Source organism: Paenibacillus glycanilyticus, assembly GCF_051200795.1.
Classification (GTDB): domain Bacteria; phylum Bacillota; class Bacilli; order Paenibacillales; family Paenibacillaceae; genus Pristimantibacillus; species Pristimantibacillus glycanilyticus.
In genome coordinates this window covers 2394628-2412059 of sequence record NZ_CP195155.1, presented here as the reverse complement: position 1 = coordinate 2412059, position 17432 = coordinate 2394628, and the positions used below count along the sequence as shown (strand labels likewise).

The 17432-nt window shown below is 54.9% G+C and carries 14 protein-coding genes; 2 read left to right on the top strand and 12 right to left on the bottom strand.

Going from position 1 to position 17432, the window contains the following annotated elements:
* Positions 1-20 precede the first annotated feature (20 nt).
* From ACR9FF_RS10900 to addB, 3 genes are all read right to left on the bottom strand, one after another.
* Complete coding sequence (locus ACR9FF_RS10900; RefSeq protein WP_435171003.1) at positions 21-620, bottom strand: hypothetical protein; 600 nt, start codon at positions 618-620, stop codon at positions 21-23.
* 90 nt (positions 621-710) lie between these two features.
* Positions 711-4541, bottom strand: coding sequence for a helicase-exonuclease AddAB subunit AddA (gene addA / locus ACR9FF_RS10895; RefSeq protein WP_435171000.1), 3831 nt, complete (start codon positions 4539-4541; stop codon positions 711-713).
* Positions 4528-8055, bottom strand: coding sequence for a helicase-exonuclease AddAB subunit AddB (gene addB, locus ACR9FF_RS10890; protein ID WP_435170997.1), 3528 nt, complete (start codon positions 8053-8055; stop codon positions 4528-4530). The genes addA and addB overlap by 14 nt, the downstream gene beginning before the upstream one ends.
* Positions 8056-8242: 187 nt before the next feature.
* On the opposite strand from addB, the gene ACR9FF_RS10885 reads away from it, so the two are divergent.
* Positions 8243-8563, top strand: a complete 321-nt coding sequence (locus ACR9FF_RS10885; protein WP_127496406.1) for a hypothetical protein — start codon at positions 8243-8245, stop codon at positions 8561-8563.
* A 258-nt stretch (positions 8564-8821) separates the two neighbouring features.
* Here the strand turns inward: ACR9FF_RS10885 and ACR9FF_RS10880 are convergent, their stop codons facing one another.
* A complete protein-coding gene (locus ACR9FF_RS10880; RefSeq protein ID WP_435170994.1) occupies positions 8822-10189 on the bottom strand; it encodes a class I SAM-dependent rRNA methyltransferase in 1368 nt (455 codons plus the stop codon).
* 96 nt (positions 10190-10285) lie between these two features.
* Between ACR9FF_RS10880 and ACR9FF_RS10875 the strand changes: the two genes are divergently transcribed.
* Positions 10286-11254 carry a Na/Pi cotransporter family protein gene (locus tag ACR9FF_RS10875; RefSeq protein ID WP_435170992.1) on the top strand — a complete coding sequence of 323 codons (969 nt, stop codon included), beginning with the start codon at positions 10286-10288 and terminating at the stop codon, positions 11252-11254.
* Here the strand turns inward: ACR9FF_RS10875 and ACR9FF_RS10870 are convergent.
* From ACR9FF_RS10870 to dnaJ, 8 genes are all read right to left on the bottom strand, one after another.
* Positions 11251-11682: an NUDIX hydrolase gene (locus ACR9FF_RS10870; protein WP_127496409.1), complete on the bottom strand. Its 432-nt coding sequence runs from the start codon at positions 11680-11682 to the stop codon at positions 11251-11253. The two genes, ACR9FF_RS10875 and ACR9FF_RS10870, sit on opposite strands and share 4 nt — an antisense overlap.
* 108 nt (positions 11683-11790) lie before the next feature.
* Entirely contained in the window at positions 11791-13137 is a 1347-nt protein-coding gene (mtaB, locus tag ACR9FF_RS10865) for a tRNA (N(6)-L-threonylcarbamoyladenosine(37)-C(2))-methylthiotransferase MtaB (RefSeq protein ID WP_201003756.1), read from the bottom strand.
* Positions 13138-13144: 7 nt separating this feature from the next.
* Positions 13145-13921, bottom strand: coding sequence for an RsmE family RNA methyltransferase (locus ACR9FF_RS10860; RefSeq protein ID WP_435170988.1), 777 nt, complete (start codon positions 13919-13921; stop codon positions 13145-13147).
* Between the two features lie 63 nt (positions 13922-13984).
* Positions 13985-14656 carry a site-2 protease family protein gene (locus ACR9FF_RS10855; RefSeq protein WP_201003758.1) on the bottom strand — a complete coding sequence of 224 codons (672 nt, stop codon included), beginning with the start codon at positions 14654-14656 and terminating at the stop codon, positions 13985-13987.
* The gene (gene prmA, locus ACR9FF_RS10850) at positions 14653-15654 is read right to left on the bottom strand and encodes a 50S ribosomal protein L11 methyltransferase (protein WP_201003760.1); all 1002 of its coding nucleotides are present in this window, start codon (positions 15652-15654) and stop codon (positions 14653-14655) included. Before prmA ends, ACR9FF_RS10855 begins: the two co-directional genes overlap by 4 nt.
* Before the next feature lie 101 nt (positions 15655-15755).
* On the bottom strand, positions 15756-15968 hold the full coding sequence (locus ACR9FF_RS10845) for a hypothetical protein (protein WP_127496414.1): 213 nt from the start codon (positions 15966-15968) through the stop codon (positions 15756-15758).
* The gene (locus ACR9FF_RS10840; protein ID WP_015843810.1) at positions 15968-16138 is read right to left on the bottom strand and encodes a YfhD family protein; all 171 of its coding nucleotides are present in this window, start codon (positions 16136-16138) and stop codon (positions 15968-15970) included. The genes ACR9FF_RS10845 and ACR9FF_RS10840 overlap by 1 nt, the downstream gene beginning before the upstream one ends.
* Before the next feature lie 104 nt (positions 16139-16242).
* Positions 16243-17382 (bottom strand): molecular chaperone DnaJ, encoded by a 1140-nt coding sequence (gene dnaJ, locus ACR9FF_RS10835; RefSeq protein ID WP_127496415.1) that lies wholly within the window; start codon positions 17380-17382, stop codon positions 16243-16245.
* Positions 17383-17432: the final 50 nt, after the last annotated feature.

Sequence of the window (17432 nt, the reverse complement as noted above, 5' to 3'; positions counted from 1 at the left end):
ATGCAGAACTGGGCTTTTGGCTACTGGGCGGACAATTTCATGCTAGATTGCTCTTCGATAGATTGCTCCAGCTGCTTGGCAATATCGAGCCATCCGATTCCCGCCCCAATCTGAATCGCTCCGCTGCGCGTTTTGTCCGCGTCGACGTTAAACTGCTTGACGATCGCCAGCTGCTTCGAATAGACATCCTGCAATGCTTTCAAGTACGCGGATTCCTGCGCTGTAAGCGGTCCGTCCTGCTCTTTTATGTACGATAGGGAATGATCAACGTCAATCATATAGGCATAGATTTTGCCGGAATCAAAGGGATGATCCTCATCAAAGCTGCCCGCTAGCTGCAAGAAATCATTCACGCCGGCCGCATCGCGGATCACAGTGCCCGCCTCTGACGTTTTCCCTTCCAGAATAGCAGCCGCATCATCAAGCACAGCCTCATAATAAGAGGTTGCTTTCTTAGCGGCTCCGATTACATCCAACCCTTTCTCGTACTTGTCATTCTGGCCGCCCTGCAGCGATTGCGAGTATAGAAACACGTTGCCCGTAAGGCTGAATACAAGCAGCAATAAAGTGATCGGCATTGCGTAAGACCGTTTCTTTGATTGTTCCTTATCCTGTTCCATCTCTTGTTCATCCTTCCAAGTCGTTAACAGAAGTTATTATTCCGCGGAAGGACAGGATTGCTGCCCTCCCGCAGAAAAGAATGCGATAGCCTAACGTCTTTTTAACTTTACTGCCTGGCCGCCATCAAAAAAGAATACATGGCTTTCCGCAATCGGCCGGCCGATAACCGACTGGATAGCTTCCGCATACAGCTCCAATTGGAATCTGTGTCGCTCCGCCGCCTGCTCCCACTGCTTCATATAGATCCGGTCGGTTTTATAATCAAGCAGGACAATGCCGTTCTCGTCTTCGAAGAGACAGTCAATAACGCCCTGAATTAGAACCGGTTCGCCGGCCATATCGGATGCCAGTCCCGGATACACGCGCTGCGCCGGGAACATGCAGCTGAACGGAACCTCTCTCCTTACCCATTTGGCAAGAACAAGCCGCTTTCCGATTTCCGTGTCGAAAAAGGCTGCCACGGCCGGAAGATCGATCGACTCTGCTTGCCTTGCGGTCAGCAGCTTGCGCGATACCATATCGCTCAGAATCGACTCCAGCCGGGCCACGTCCACGTCTCCCGTTAGCGGTAAATGCTGCATCAGAAGATGGCTTACCGTTCCCTTCTCGGCAGCCGTAAGCGCAGCCTCTTCCATGAACCGCGGCCGTCTTAACCGGAAAGTATAACTGCCTCCGCTGCCGCTCTTCCTGCCTTCTTCTTGCTGGCTCTCGATTAAGGCATCGGCCGGGTATAATGCTGCGCTGTCCTCCGGCATTTCCACCGCTTCCGAATGCAGCCGTTTCATCTCCGTAACCGACGTTTTGGCTGCCACAAGGGTAGATGCGCGATAGCCGTAACGCCACTCCAGCCGATTGCGAAGCTCTTCATCCCGCTCCACCTGATCAAGCTGAGCTAATGACAATACCCCTTGCAGGCGGTCCTCCCTGGCCTGATCCTCTTCCGTACGCTCCTCGACGCCAATCGCCGCTTCAAGCCCCAGCATAGCGGCATCTACCACGCCCGCGCGCCATTGCAGCAGCCTTGAATCCTCCTGTCCCGGCACCGTTTCATCCGGCAGCTGATTAAAGGCCGCGGCTGCGAGCGGACCCAGCCAGTCCAGAAACGTAGACGCCGAGCTTAACCGGAAATCCGGAATATATCCCTTGGCATCCGCGGCGGTTTGCCAACGGCGCTGTTTGGCCGCGGCATCGGACACGGTGCCGACCAGGAACATTTTCTCCTTTGGACGGGTTAAGGCAACGTATAGAATACGCATTTCCTCGGCAAGCATTTCCATCCGCATACGCCGCCTGATCGAGAGGAACGGCAGAGTCGGATAGCTGACGCGTTTCTCCGGGTCGATAAATTTGGGACCGAACCCAAGCTGCTTATGCTTCAGAAATGCGCTGCGCAAATCCTGCTGATTGAAGTTCTTGCCTAAGCCTGCCACAAATACGACGGGAAATTCAAGTCCTTTACTCTTATGAATGGACATAATGCGCACGACGTTTTCCTGTTCGCCAAGCGCCCTGGCCGTACCCAGATCACCGCCGCTGTCCCGCATCCGCTCAACGAAGCGCAGGAAGCGGAACAAGCCCCGGAAGGAGGTGGCCTCATACTGGCGGGCACGGTCATGAAGCGCCCTAAGATTCGCTTGACGCTGCACGCCTCCGGGAAGACCCCCCGCAAAATCGTAATAGCCGGTCTCCCTGTAAATGCTCCAGATCAAATCCGCCAGCGAGCCTTGTCTGGCATCATTCCGCCATCTGTCCAGCCGGTCAAGAAACAGCGACAGCTTGCGTCTCAGCTCATCGGGCAAAAGAAGATCGCCCGCCGCCTGCAGCACCGCGTCATAGTAGGTATCGTGCATCGCTCCGATCCGGATAAGAGCCAGCTCTTCGGCATTCAAGCCAAAAATCGGCGATCGGAGAGTGCCCGCGAGCGGGATATCCTGATACGGATTATCAATGACCCGCAGCAAGGAAAGGATCGTCTCTACTTCCGTCGCGTCGAAATACCCGCTGCTCAGCTCCGCGTAGGCGGGAATACCCGCACCTTGAAGCTCCTCGATAATGACGGGAGACCAAGCCTGCGTAGCCCGCAGCAAAATGACAATGTCGCGCCATTCCATCGGGCGGCTTTCCCGCTTCTTGCCGTCATAGACCCGGAAGCCCCCGTCAAGAAGGGAACGGATCTGGCGGGCAATAAGCCTTGCCTCCAGCTGCGCCGTCTGCAGCTCCTCCACCGATTCGGCTCCTTGCTCGGATTCTTCGTCGGAATCCGCGGCAGAAGCCGCCCCATCCTCCTCGTCCGAAGAGCCCGCTTTGTCGATAACCGCAAGCTCGACGGCAAATCGCCCGGGTCTGTCAGGCTCGGGATAGGAAGCCCCGCATACCAGCTCGGCTCGCTTGTCGTAATCCATCTCCGCGACCGCCTCTCTCATGATAGCGCGGAACACGTCATTTACTCCGTCAACGACTTCAAGACGGCTCCGGAAGTTGCGGGCCAGATCGATGCGAAGACCGTCACCTCCGGGCGCGCCGTAATTTTTGTATTTGCTCATGAACAAATTCGGCTCCGCCAGACGGAACCGGTAAATGCTCTGCTTCACATCGCCTACCATAAACCGGTTGCCCGCATGAGGATTGGCAATCAGAGACACGATGGCTTCCTGCACCATGTTGGTATCCTGATACTCGTCAAGCAGAATTTCATCGAACTGGCGCTGGTACTCCATAGCCGCAGACGACGGAGTCGTAAGCTCGGGCGTTGATTCCGGCGATCTCAGTATCCTTAAGCAATAATGCTCCAGGTCGCCAAAATCGAGCAGACCCTTAGCCCGCTTCGCGGCTTCGTACCGCTGGCCGAATTCGATGACAAGCTCGGACAGCGCAGCCATGAGCGGGGCAAGCTCCCGCAGCTCCCAAGCGAACTCCTCCGCCGAACGTCCGAACAATTCGTCCGCAAGCGAGCTAATCAGCTTCTTGGCCTGATCGCGAAGCTCCTTAGCCTGCTCCTGCATGCTTTTATCGTAATCATCGCCGCGCATAGCCTTCAGCTTGCCGAACTGCACGGCTTGGAACGGTTCGAACCACTTCTCCCAAGGATGTATGCGAACGGTTTCGGCTAGGCTGCCCACAACCGCGAGATCCTCTTCAAAGGTTGCCGCGTAAGGTGCCGGGCCAGCCGGCTCCCTCGTCAATCGCATTGCCTGGTCAAGAAGGGACGCCGCACCCGACAGCGCCAGTTCCACGTCAGTCCTCAAGCTTGCCACCCAAGGACTGCTCCTGAGCCCTTCCACGTTCTCAACCATAAAGCTGGCCGCGGTCTGGCGGAGCCAATGCTCCGGCCAAGGATGGCTCTGCGCAAAGTCATAGAGCTGTTGAACCAGCTTATACAGCGGCTCGTCGCCGCGCTCGCCGCCGTAGCGGTCGGCCAGGCGCAGGAATGCCCCGCTGTCGCCGGCGGATCCTTCGTATTTCTCTTCAAACAGCTGATCCAGCACGTCGATGCGCATCAGTTCGCTTTCTGTTTCATTCGCAATCCGGAAGCCCGGATCGAGCCCGATTAACGGATAATACCTGCGTATAACGTCAAGACAGAAGGAGTGGAGCGTGATAATCGACGCCCGGTTCATAAGCGCAAGCTGTCTGCGCAAATGCTCCGATTCCGGCTGACGTTCGAGCTCTTTCTCCAGCGCAATTCGGATCCGGTCCTTCATTTCGGCAGCCGCCGCTTTCGTGAAGGTTGCGACCAGCAGCCGGTCGACATCGGAGAACGAGGAGATTTTCCGAATAATCCGTTCTACCAGTACCGCCGTTTTTCCCGAGCCTGCTGCCGCGGCAACGAGAACATCCGAGCCTTCCGTCACAATCGCGCGCCACTGGTCATCGGTCCATGTGCTGTTCTCCGGCTTAGCCGGCAAATTAATCGTTTCCATCCGCTGTCTCCTCCTCTCCATGCAGCTGCTGCCAAATTTCATCTTCCGAAAGCTTGCTCAGCTTCGTGTATTCATTGCCGTCGAATAACGGGTCGAATTGGCATACCGGCTTGTAATCGCAGTATTGGCAAGGCGACTTCGTTCCGAGACGGTAAGGCTCGATCGACACCTTTCCGCAGCCGATTTCCGTGCCTATTTTTCCGATGGTCCGCCGGACGGAGCTGCGCAGCACATCCCACTGATCGTCCGTCACAACGGAAGAACTGCTGTAAAAGCTTCCGTCGCGCTTCAAGGCAACGGGAAGAATCTCCGAGTAGCCGGATTCCAGATCGCCGTCCATCAGCCGCGCCGTTTCCGCTTCGGCCGTAATGAGTCCCCGCGTTTTGAACTTTTTCAGCATTCTTGCGTTTACCTCGGCCACGGATAACCCGTTGGATACCGCAAGCATCGGATTATGAACGTGGAAATAAAGCACGCCCGCGGGCGATGCCGGCTTTCCGAGCCATTCGGAAGCATGCGTAACAAGCACGTCCAGGTACGTGAGCATCTGCAGAGATAGTCCAAACGCCACTTCCTCCAGCTTAAGCTGCGTTGCGCTCGATTTGTAATCCAAGACGCGCAGCAGCAAGCCCTCCTCGGTCTCAGCCGCGTCTACGCGGTCAATCCGTCCGATAATTTCCATCGTGCCCCCGTTATCCAGCGGTATGACAAGGGCAGGCAGCGTGCCGTCCGGGCCAAAATCAACCTCGAGCCCAACCGGCTGGAACTGAGCCCTGCGGGAATGCTCGCTTAAAATAACCGCCGCCTGGGCAACGATTTCCTTCAGCTTGCGGGCAATGTATTGGAACCGGCCGCTGCTGAGCAGGATTTGCGACTGCAGCCTTGGCGCCAGCTCGTCAACGGTCTTCGCCGCCGCTTCGCGGATTTGCCCTTCCGGCATCGAGCCCCAGCGCTGTCCGACGCTTCCGGCCAGACGGCTGAGCGCCGCATGGAACAGCTGCCCGACATCCGGCGCTTCAAGGCGGTACATCTGGCGTTCGCGAAGCCTTAAGCCGTGAATGGCAAAATGCTGGAACGGACAGGACACGAATCTCTCCATCCGCGACACGCTGGCCTTCAGCTTTGTCCCGTAGAGCTGCTCCGCCGTCGTTGTCGTAAGCACCGTCTCCTGATTGGAGAAGCTTAATGACGCGTTCATGAGCTGCAGCTTGTCCTGCCACTCCGGCCGGATCGCAAACCAGTTATAGACATCCCACCAGAACGGCGCAATCTCGGAGCCTTGCCGCCAGGCACGAAGCTCCGTGATCAAATAAGCAAGCGTCCGTTGAGGATGCTCGATATAAGAGCGCTGTTCGCCCGTCTCCATACCCGGAGTCGGCTCTCCAGACTTCTGATAAACCGGAATGCCAGGGAACAGCTGCCTCACCTGCCGGATGACTTCCGAAGGCAGCAGCGTTTTCCCTTCCTCGTCCGCCTGCGCCCAGCTGATCCACAGATGCTGGCTGGCCGTTGTCAAGGCGTTATAGATCAGGAAACGTTCGTCGAGAAGCCTGCGTCTTACGCCCGGCGCCATAACCAGTCCTTCTTCAGCAAGGCGTTCCCGCTCCTGCTCGGTCAGCACGCCGTCTTCTTGAATGCGCATCGGCATGACGCCGTCGTTAGCGCCTAGCACGTAACAGACCTTTACATCCCCGGAACGCGTCCGGTCCATGCTGCCGACCAGTGCCTGATCAAGTGCGGGCGGCACTGCCGCAAGCTTCAAGTTTTCGAGCCCCGTCTCCACCATGCCGGCGAACAGCTCCGGAGGCATATCCTCGTCCCCGACCATTTCCACCAGCTGATCCAGCAGCTGCATGACGCCATCCCATAGCTGGCGGTGTGATCTGGCGCGCTGCGTACGACCGGACGCGCTGTCCTCGCGGCTCCAGCGTTCAAGGCGGTCGGCGGCATCCGCATGATCCAGCAGCTTGTACAACGCTTCGCACATCTCTTTGACGCTGGAGGCTTTCTTCAAGGACTGCTCGAAGCGGCGAAGCGGAGGTACAATCGCCTCTCTCGCCGCCATTACGGCCTGAAATTCCCGTTTGGCTTTTGCAGACGGCTCGGATACCGTTTCCGGCTCATCCTCGAGAGACTGCTGCATAAGCGGCTTCCACCTGGAGCGGTCAAGCCACTTCCATCCGTCGACTCCGGCTGCCAGCACATAGTTTTCCAAGCGGTCAAACAGCTCGCGAGACATGCTGCCGTCAATCGGGAACAGCAGCTCCGTCTTGATGCATCGGAATACCGCCTCGTAATGCCAGCCGTGGAGCACCGTCTCCAGCGCGGAACGGATAAATTCTACCAGCGGATGATGGACCGTGTTATTCTTTTGGTCAAGGAAATAAGGAATTTCGTAATCATCGAATATCGTTTGAATATAGTCCGTATATTCAGCCGCGTTCCGCACCATAACCGCCATGTCGCGCCAGCGCAGCCCCTCTTCGCGTGCCCGCCGAACCATATCGCGTGCCGCTGCTTCGACCTCGGCTCTTCTGTTCGCGGAGGCATGAAGGGATACCCCGCAGGCGGAATTGTCTACAGCAAGCATCTTCTTATCCGGTATAAGCATTGGGGTTCTTCCGCCGTAATGCTTCTCTAAATGGGCAAGCATCGAACTCCCAGTAAAGCGATATGGAACTCCTTCATCCAGCACGACGGTTTCATGCACGAGCACGCCGGCTTGAGCCGCCAAAGCAGCCAGCTTTCCGTACGTTTCAGCCGTAGGGTGGAAAAGCTCAAGCTCATGCGGCGTTTCGCCGTTATCGTAAGGACGGTCAAGCGTCAGAGCAACGGTCACTTCGGCGGAAGAAGCGATCAGCGTGCCAAGCGCATCGTATTCCTTCGGCGTAAATCCATGGAAGCCGTCAATCCACAGATGGGCTCCCTGCATCGCCGGAGCATCGGCATAGCCTGCAATCAGCTGCGTCAAGTAATCTTCCGAATCGATATAAAGGCCAAGCAATTCCTGCTCCAGCTTGTCATACACAAGCCGAAGATCATGCAGCTTCCGGTTGAGAAGCGATGCGTCTTCTACCGATGCCGTTTTTTCCTTCAGCAGATCGGCGTCAATCCCGTAACGCTTCCACTCGGTCAACAGCTCGCCCAGCCGTTCAATGAAACCGGGCTGCTCCGCCCCGCTTTGGAAAAGCTCAAGCTGCTTGCCTAACCGGTGTATAATCTTGAAAAGCATCATATGCTTGCCGTTATCGCTGATCGGAATTAAGGCGGTGCCGCCCGTCTCCTGCATGACGCGAAAGGCCAGACGGCGGAAGCTTAGCGCCTGGGCGCGAATCGTTCCGCTTAGCGTCGTATTTTTCAAAAGCGCGTACTCCGTCTGGAAAGTAGCCTGTTCCGGGACCAGCATAACAAGCGGCGCTCCATCCGGCTCGCCTTGCAGCTTGGCGCGGATTGCGTCCAGACAATACGTTGTTTTCCCCGTTCCCGAGCGGCCAAGCACAAATCGAAGCCCCATCCTAACTCTTCCCCTCCGAATCTATCTCATAATCTATCATTCTACCATAACGCGGGGCCTTTTTCACCCGGACGACAAACGTATGTTCTGGAAGAAGTGCTATCTTTTTAACAAGAAAATATTGCAATCCCTTAAATACCGAGTATAATACTAGGTAATATAATGATCCGGATCGGAGGAACGGCAAATGACCTCGGAAGAAACGCAATGGATTAACGATTATCTGGATTTATTCAACTACGCCAAGCAAATCGGTGATCTGGAGTGGCAGCAGGAGATTACCCGTTCGCTCGCCGGGTGGAAGGAACAAACAAGCCAGCAAGCTCTGTCGACGAAAGCCGCTGAGTTATGGAGAAAGTTTGACGTCATTAACAGGAAGATGATTGATCTTTATCGGCAATTGAGAAATTCCGATGATTCTTCCGATTTGAAAACGTTACGGGAAGAGGTCTGGCTGTTAAAGCTGCAGCGTGTCGAGCTGAGCCGGCAATTCAAAGAATCCTTCTAGCAGGATGAAACGGCTATCGCCGATTATGAGTTTTTTAGAATAAAATAAAAAATCCCGCATGCGGATTTCCGCTCTGCCGGATTATGGGTTAGAAGACATGCAGTGAACTGCTCTGTCCATTATGGAACCGCTGGGTACAGTCGTCTGTCTCTCAGCGTTACATTCCTATTATACACTTCTATCAATCGATTGAATATGTCTATTTTTCGAACAAGAAGCCGCATGGATCCTTCGCCGATCCATACGGCTTTTTTCGTATTATTTACTCCGCACTTCGAACACGGCAAATTTCAAGTAGTGTCCTTCCGATACGCCAAGCAGCTGCGGATGATCCTTGCCTGCAGCCCGCCACTCCACGAGACGCAGCAGCTTGCCGGCATCGGATGCCGCTTCCTGTATCGTCTCTAGGAACAGATCCGGCCGCATATGGTACGAGCAGCTGGCCGTAACGAGATAGCCGCCTTCGTTAACCAGCTTGAGGCCATGCAGGTTGATGTCTTTATAACCCCGGCATGCCCCGGCAACCGCGCTTTTGGTCTTTGCGAAAGCAGGGGGATCAAGGATAACAACATCCCATGTACGGCCGCCGCCGCTAAGCGGCTTGGAAGTATCCGCGCCGGCACGGCTGCGCTCCGCACGCTCTTCAACGCCTTTTACCTGCGTGCGCAAATAATCAAAGGCATCCGCCACGACAAATTCCACGCGGTCGGTGAAGCCGTTACGCTCGACGTTGCGGCGCGCTGTGTCGATGGCATGCTCGGATACGTCGAGACAGGTTACTTTTTTCGCCCCGTATTTGCAGGCATGGAGTGTGAAGCTGCCGGTATGGGCAAAGCACTCCAACACGGTCGCACCGTCCCAATATGGGAAGGTTACTTCTTTGCCGTTCGCATTCACCGGTACAAGCCTCGTAACTTCCGTATCGGTATCAGCCGGACGGTTCTCGAGGCGAATGCCGCTGCGAGCGCCCCAGCCCTTCATGAGAGGCTCGATAGAAGCGCGGTTCTCGCGTTGATCGTAGAAATAACCGGTCTTTTGGCCTTCCACGATATCGACTTCCAGCTTAAGGCCATTCTCTTCAATTTCGAGAATCCGCGGGCATTCCCCGTACAGCACTCCGGTGCGCAGCTCAAGCCCTTCGAGTTGTCTAACTCCGACATCGCTCCGTTCGTAGATCCCTTTCGGCTGAAACACGTCAACAAGAGCGGCTACAATCGCTTCCCGGCGGATATCCAGTCCAAGCGTCAAAATCTGAACGACCAGCACATCGGCGAACCGGTCTACCACTAGACCGGGAAGAAAATCAGCCTCTCCGTAGACGAGCCGGCAATCGCGGTCCTGCACGAACCGATTGCGGTGCGCTTCGCATAAACGAAACTTCTCGCGGAAAAAGTCGGCGTCCATTTCTTCAAGCGGCTGATAGGAGACGACGCGGACCGTGATTTGGGACTTGGGATTGTAATATCCGGTCGCCAAATATTTGCCGTTAGACCCAACGACGTCTACCAGCGCTCCCGGCTCTGCTTCTCCTTCCAGCTTTTCGATTTCATTTGCGTAAATCCATGGGTGGCCTGCTTCAAGACGTTTCCTGCGGCCCTTCTGCAGCCAAACTTTCGCTTTGCTCACTTCGTTAATCTCCCTCTCTATTCCTGGCTTGTCATGCTTGTCTAAGCGTAAGCATATGTATCAACGATAACTTTTTATAAAAAGGAGACCTTTGCTATGCTCCATTCCATTCTTCTGCCAATGGCGATCGGCTTCACCATCTTTATAAGCGGGATGAAGCTGATGGAGCTGGCGCTGCACCGGTTAGCCGGCCCGTACCTGCAGCGTGTCCTGCATCGCTCAACGGCGACGCCGGTCCATGGCCTTGCAGTCGGTACGGCAACTACCGCCTTTTTGCAGAGCAGTACAGCCGTTACCGTTATCGCCATAGGGCTAGTCAATGCCGGCCTGCTTACCTTCCCCCGGACACTTGGCATTATCCTCGGAAGCAACATCGGCACCTGCCTGACGACCGAGCTTATCGGCCTGAGCTTAAATAAACTTTCCGTTCCATTGCTTCTGCTGGCGCTGGCCTGCTGGCTCGCAACCGTACTGCTGAACGAACTCGGAATCTGGCCAAGAACCCGGTCGCTCCGGCTGCTTGAGACCGTTCGCTCCTCCGCCGTTGCCTTAGGCGGCTTCAGCCTGCTGCTTGCCGGGATGGCCATGATGCAGGCGATTGGACCCGCCGTGCAGGAAAGCTCCATGTTCGGCTGGTTCCTTGAAAAATCAACAAGCAGCCTCTGGTGGGGATTAGCCGCCGGCGCGGTGCTGACTGCAATCGTCCACAGCAGTGCTGCTGTAATCGGTATTATTATGGGCTTTGCAGCCATCGGGGCAATGCCTCTCGAGCTTGGCGTTGCCGTTGTGCTAGGGGCGAATATCGGTACATGCGCTACCGCGCTGCTCGCATCCTTCAGCGGTTCAAAGCCCGGTCAATACGTGGCTTGGTCCCATACCATCCTAAATGCCGGCGGCGCTTTGCTCTTCATGCCGTTCCTTGGCGAGTTATCGGCTGCATCAGGATGGTTCGCCCATTCCCCGGCCAGCCAGATCGCTCACGCGCAGACGATTTTCAATATTCTAAGCTCATTGATTGCCTTGCCGTTCTGCTATTTGCCTGTTTTCCGCAAGCTTCCGGTCTAATCAAACTTCACGCCAAGCAAGCTGAGGGCCCCCGCCACGATCCGGTTATTATTCTCATAGCCCGACTGCTTCTGGCGTCTCCAGGCTTCAAGCGGATCAAACCATTCGACGCCCCGGATTTCTTCCACCTGCGCCTGGAGCGATCCGCCTACCGCTTCAACCAAATAATAATGAACCTCCTTGTTGACGGTTCCCTTATTCGCATCATGGTACTGATACTTGATTTGGTCAATCGGTTTAACGATAGCCCCGATCATGCCCGTTTCCTCGGCAATTTCCCTAAGCGCCGTTTGCTCGACCGTCTCCCCGGGCTCCATCTTGCCTTTCGGGAGCGACACTTTGCCATAACGGTCCTGTATCAGCTGAATCTGCAAAAGCCCAGCCTCGTTCCGGCGATAGACTACGCCTCCTGCCGAAATTTCAACCAATTCCGTTCCCCCCTTGCCTGCTCGACATTTGCATGCAACAACGAGGATTCCCCACTTATTCCGATACGACAGAAATGAGCGTGAAATCCTCGTGCGTTATGACTATCTCTAAGCTCTCATCGCTTCCGCCGGGACATCGTCCAGTACGCGGACAAGCTGAGCGCGGCATTCATTGACGCCTGCTTCAGTAATTTTCACGCGGCAAAGCTTGCCGACAAGCGCTTCGGTTCCTTCAAACACAATCTGAATATAGTTATCCGAGTACCCCATCACAAGCCCCGTACCGGGAGCGCCCTTGTAGTCACGCTCCGGAATAACGTCCAGGACGGCTCCTACATGCTGCTCGGCATAAGCAAGCTGCATTTTCTCGGACAAGTCGATCAGTTTATGGACGCGTTCATTCTTCACTTCTTCGTCCACTTGATCATCCATGCGGGCAGCCGGCGTGCCTGTACGCTTCGAATACGGGAAGACGTGCATTTCCGAGAAGCCAACCTCTTCCATAAACTTGTAGCCGTTCTCGAACATCTCTTCCGTCTCGCCGGGGAAGCCAACGATAACGTCAGTCGTAATCGCTACGCCAGGCATTGCTTCGCGGATACGTTTCAGCTTGGCTGCAAACTCGTCCGTCGTATATTTGCGGCGCATCCGCTTAAGCACGGAGGAATCGCCGGCTTGAAGAGGAATATGCAGATGGCGGCACATTTTGGTCGAACGGTTAAGCACGTCGATCATCGCATCGTCAATTTGGCTGGCTTCGATCGAGCTGATCCGGATCCGCTCCAGTCCTTCGATCTTGTCCAGATCCCACAGCAGGTCAACGAGACGGTAGTTCTCCATATCGTCGCCGTAACCGCCCGTATGAATACCGGTAAGGACGATTTCCTTGTAGCCGGAAGCTACAAGCTGCTTCGCTTGCTCGAGCACGCTCTTCGGATCGCGGCTGCGTGAAAGACCGCGTGACCACGGAATAATGCAGAAGGTGCAGAAGTTGTTGCAGCCTTCCTGGATCTTCAGGAATGCGCGTGTGCGCTCGTTGAAATCCGGTACGTCTAGCTCCTCGAACTCACGGGTCTTCATAATGTTGCGAACCGCGTTAACCGGCTGGCGGTCATCATGAATCTGGTTCACAAACGTCATGATTTTCTCGCGGTCCTGCGTTCCGATAACGAGGTCCACCCCCGGAATCGCCATAATCTCCGCAGGAGACGTTTGGGCGTAACAGCCCGTAACCGCAATAACCGCATCCGGATTACGGCGCACCGCGCGGCGGATAATCTGGCGGCTCTTTTTGTCGCCCGTATTGGTAACCGTACATGTATTGATCAGATAAACGTCAGCCGTCGATTCGAAATCAACCTGCTCGTATCCTTCGTTTTTGAACAGCTGCCAAATCGCTTCCGTGTCGTAAAAGTTAACTTTGCATCCCAAGGTGTAAAATGCAACCGATGGCATAAAATCCTTACGCTCCTCCCATTTCTCCAGCTTCGTACAGCAAGCAGGTCAACCCGACGATTCCCGCGGTTTCCGTCCGCAGGATCCTCCGGCCAAGTCCTACGATAACGGCTCCAGCCGCCTCCGCCTCATCTGCTTCCCGTTCCGTAAAGCCGCCTTCGGGTCCAACGATGAGCAGCATCTTCGGCTCGGCTGCCGTATGGCCAGCCTGCCTCCAGCTTAGCAAGGCATCCCTGATGCCCGTACCCGCTGCTGCATCGCCTTCCCGTTCATAACAAAATAACGCTAAATCAAAAGCCGGAATCGCTTCCTTCAGCTCGCGCCAGCTGCGCACGGGCTCGATTGCCGGAACGCGGCAGCGATGCGACTGCTCCGCTGCTTCCTTGGCAATCTTGCTCCAGCGCTCCATACGCTTCGCTTCCTTCTTGCCGTCATATTGAACAATCATCCGCTCGGATTGAAAAGGCGCGAAAGCATAAGCGCCAATCTCTGTCCCTTTCTGGATGACCAGCTCCATCTTATCACCCTTCGGCAGGCTTTGCGCGATGGTTACCGACCAGCTGGACTCGCTGTCCATCGGCAGCTCCTCCACAATGTCCGCCACAACCTCTGAAGAGGCTGCCTCGCGTACCGAAGCAAGCACGACGCGGGAAATGCCGTCGCTTGCGATAAACTTCTCTTCCGGCTTCATCCGCATCACGCGGACGGCGTGGAAGGCATCTTCTCCTATTAAACGCACGCTAGAGCCGTCAAACTGCTCCGCTGCCACAAAATATCGCTGCATTGCGTCAGTCTAACCATCCTTCATCATAGCATGTTTCCGCCTTAAAAATCTATGAAATGCGGCTTAAAACAGCGGTTGGAATAAATTGAAAAAGAAATTGTAAAGCGGCTCCCACCAGCCGAGAATCGGATCCAGCGTTACCCGGCGAAGCGGCGGAAGAAACACGAGCAGGAGGAAGATGTACATGCCCCACTGTACGTTCTGATCCATCTTAATCCGCGTCTTCAGCGGCACCAGATCCTGAATAATCCGGTATCCGTCGAGTGGCGGCAGCGGAATCAGATTAAAGATAAACAAAAGAAAGTTCAGATACATGAAATAAAAGAAAAAATGCTGAAGCGCCAAGTTAACGCCGTTTGAGCCTGCATACATCAAACCTGTCTTATCCAGTATTAACACAAGAAGAACGCCTAAGACGCCAAGAAGCAAATTGCTGATAGGACCAAGGGCCGATACGATAACGCCCATGACGCGCGGATTCTTGAAGCGGCTTGGGTTGATCTGAACAGGCCTCGCCCAACCGAAGCCCGCGATCAGAATAAGGATGGCGCCAAGCAGATCGATATGCACGCGAGGGTTGAGAGTTACTCTTCCCATCTCTTTAGGCGTGTTATCGCCAAACTTATAGGCGCTATAAGCATGCGCGAACTCATGCACCGTAAAAGATATGATCAGGACCAGCGCAATAAAAGGCAGGTCCTCGATTGGATACGCTAAGAAATCATCCCAGCTCATTCATTCACCTGCGGCTTTCTCGCCACGAATGCAATCCAATCCTGATCGCGGCGCTTATCTACGATTTCAAAGCCCGAGCGGATCAACCCTTCCTCCACGTCGGCTTCTTTGTTCATGTAAATACCCGATGCAATATAAATACCGTCAGGCTTGAGCGCCGCGAACACATCGTCGATAAAGAGCAAAATAATTTCCGCGAGAATGTTCGCTACAACCAGATCTACCGGAAGCGTTACCGACGTTGACAGCGCATCCCGTTCGTTGACCGCATGGACAACCTTACCGCCAAGCACGCCCAGCAAATCGCTTTCCAGCACCTCGACATCGTTCTGCAGGCCGTTAAGCCTTACGTTCTCCGTAGCGCTCGATACAGCCACCGGATCAAGATCCAGCGCCAATACGCGGCGTGCGCCAAGCTTCATCGCGCCGATAGCCAGAATACCGGATCCCGTACCTACGTCAATCACTTCTTCGTCGCCTTTAATGACCGATTCCAGCGTTTGAAGGCAAAGCGCGGTTGTTGGATGCGTGCCCGTGCCGAAGGCCATGCCGGGGTCAAGTTCAATGATGCTCTCTCCGGCAGCCGGCTCGTATTCTTCCCATGTCGGCTTGATCGTCAGCCTTTCCGACACTTTAATAGGCTTGAAGTACTGCTTCCAGGCTGTAGCCCAGTCTTCTTCGTCAACAAGCTTAAATGAGATTTCGTAGGTGCCCGGGTCAATGCCGAATTCCTTCAACTGCTCAATCCGCGGCACGATCTGCAGCTTGAGCTCATTCATGTCCACGCTTTCCGTAAAGTATCCTTTGATAACCGCTTGACCTTCCGGAATATCGTTCAGCGGCTTCTCGTACCATTGACCCAGAGAAGTGTCCCGCTCCTTGTTCAAAGTACCCGATTCTTCAATGGATACGCCGCCCGCATCCATTTCATGCAAAAAGTTAGAGATCATCTCGATTGCCTGTTCCGTTGTCGAGATCGTAATTTCATGCCATTTCATATGTACTATAACCCTCCATAAGTGAAAACTACCATCTATTGTACACTATTCATCATTTATGCACAAAAAAGCGGCAAACACAAGTTTGCCGCTCACGACAATCAGCCGATCGTTCCGGTCTCCGGACTTCCGCCGATCTGTTCAATCATATGAATGGCCCGTTCGACAATCGCTTCGTCCACCGTGGCGGTAAGCAGACCGTTCTCAAACAAACCGTTCACTTCAAACGCTCTAAGTGCCTGCAGCTTGCGAAGCGCCTCCTGGGCTGCAGCCGGCTCGCCGAAGTTAGCCCGGATCTCAACCTGCTGGGACATTACTCGCCCTGCTCATTCTGAGCCCGCGCATCCGCTGCGGCCGCGCGTTGCGCCGCTTGTTTGTCCGCTTCATCGGCAAGCTCTTGGGAGAATTCGACATCTTCGTTTTTGCCAACCGGCAAATCCCCGAAGTTCACTTTTTCCATATAGTCTTTATTCTCGTTAGTCATTGTTATCCAGCTCCTTCAAGTAAGTAGGTAGGTCCATTACTTAAGTAGCTTGTTGCAAGGAAAGCCGAACTATTCGCAACCGCGCAAAAAAAAGACGTTCCGGGCTACTCGCCGCGGAACGCTTTCTTCATTTTCTCGAAAATCGATTCGTGATGCTCTTGGGTCTCTGCCGGGGACTCCCCGCCGATTCCGCCAAACTGGCGAAGCAGGTCCTTCTGCTCATCCGACAATTTCGTCGGGGTAACAATCGTCACTTTGACGTGCTGGTCGCCTTGGCCGTAGCCGCGAAGCTTCGGCACCCCTTTTCCTTTGAGTCGGAAATAAGTACCCGTCTGCGTGCCCGCGGGAATTTTCAACTTTACCTTCTCGGTCAACGTCGGGATCTCGATCTCATCACCGAGCGCCGCCTGGACGAAGGTTAACGGCACTTCGCAGTAAATATCGTCATTCTCGCGCTCGAAGAATTCATGCGCCTTCACGCGGATCACGATGTACAGATCGCCGGCCGGGCCTCCGCGGAGTCCGCCCTCGCCTTCGCCGGAGAGACGAATTTGAGCGCCGTCATCCACGCCCGCAGGGATGCGGACATTGATTTTACGCTGTTTTTTCACTCTGCCTGCGCCGTGGCAGGTTCCGCATTTCTCTTTGATGACTTTGCCCGAGCCGCCGCAATGCGAACAAGCCCGGCGATTGACCATACGGCCAAACGGCGTATTCTGGACAACCTCCTGCTGGCCGGAACCGTGACATACCGAACAAGTTTCCGGCTTGGTTCCCGGCTTCGCGCCGGAGCCGGCGCAAGTATCGCAAGATTCCGTGCGCGGAATCGTAATTTCCGTCTCTTTGCCAAACACAGCTTCCTTGAATTCGATGGTCATCGAATACTGCAGGTCATTGCCGCGCTGCGGCGCGTTCGGGTCGCGGCGTCCGCCGCCACCGCCGAAGAACATGTCAAAGATATCGCCAAAGCCGCCAAAATCACCATTTCCGGAGAATCCGCCAGCTCCGCCCATGCCTTGATTCGGATCGACGTGACCATACTGGTCGTATCTTGCGCGTTGTCCGTCATCGCTTAGGACATCGTATGCTTCCTTTACTTCTTTGAACTTCGTTTCCGCGTCTGCTTCTTTATTGACGTCGGGATGGTACTTGCGCGCGAGCTGCCGGTACGCCTTCTTGATCTCGTCTCCGGAAGCGCTCTTGCCTACGCCAAGCACCTCGTAATAATCGCGTTTATCTGCCAACTCATCTCACCTCCACCCATGTTTGCTGCAATACAGCCTATTCACACAAG

Bases quoted from the DNA above. Each gene is read 5' to 3' on its own strand.
- ACR9FF_RS10900 (WP_435171003.1), bottom strand. From the start codon at position 620: ATGGAACAGGATAAGGAACAATCAAAGAAACGGTCTTACGCAATGCCG.
- addA (WP_435171000.1), bottom strand. From the start codon at position 4,541: ATGGAAACGATTAATTTGCCGGCTAAGCCGGAGAACAGCACATGGACC.
- addB (WP_435170997.1), bottom strand. From the start codon at position 8,055: ATGGGGCTTCGATTTGTGCTTGGCCGCTCGGGAACGGGGAAAACAACG.
- ACR9FF_RS10885 (WP_127496406.1), top strand. From the start codon at position 8,243: ATGACCTCGGAAGAAACGCAATGGATTAACGATTATCTGGATTTATTC.
- ACR9FF_RS10875 (WP_435170992.1), top strand. From the start codon at position 10,286: ATGCTCCATTCCATTCTTCTGCCAATGGCGATCGGCTTCACCATCTTT.
- mtaB (WP_201003756.1), bottom strand. From the start codon at position 13,137: ATGCCATCGGTTGCATTTTACACCTTGGGATGCAAAGTTAACTTTTAC.
- ACR9FF_RS10860 (WP_435170988.1), bottom strand. From the start codon at position 13,921: ATGCAGCGATATTTTGTGGCAGCGGAGCAGTTTGACGGCTCTAGCGTG.
- ACR9FF_RS10855 (WP_201003758.1), bottom strand. From the start codon at position 14,656: ATGAGCTGGGATGATTTCTTAGCGTATCCAATCGAGGACCTGCCTTTT.
- prmA (WP_201003760.1), bottom strand. From the start codon at position 15,654: ATGAAATGGCATGAAATTACGATCTCGACAACGGAACAGGCAATCGAG.
- ACR9FF_RS10845 (WP_127496414.1), bottom strand. From the start codon at position 15,968: ATGTCCCAGCAGGTTGAGATCCGGGCTAACTTCGGCGAGCCGGCTGCA.
- ACR9FF_RS10840 (WP_015843810.1), bottom strand. From the start codon at position 16,138: ATGACTAACGAGAATAAAGACTATATGGAAAAAGTGAACTTCGGGGAT.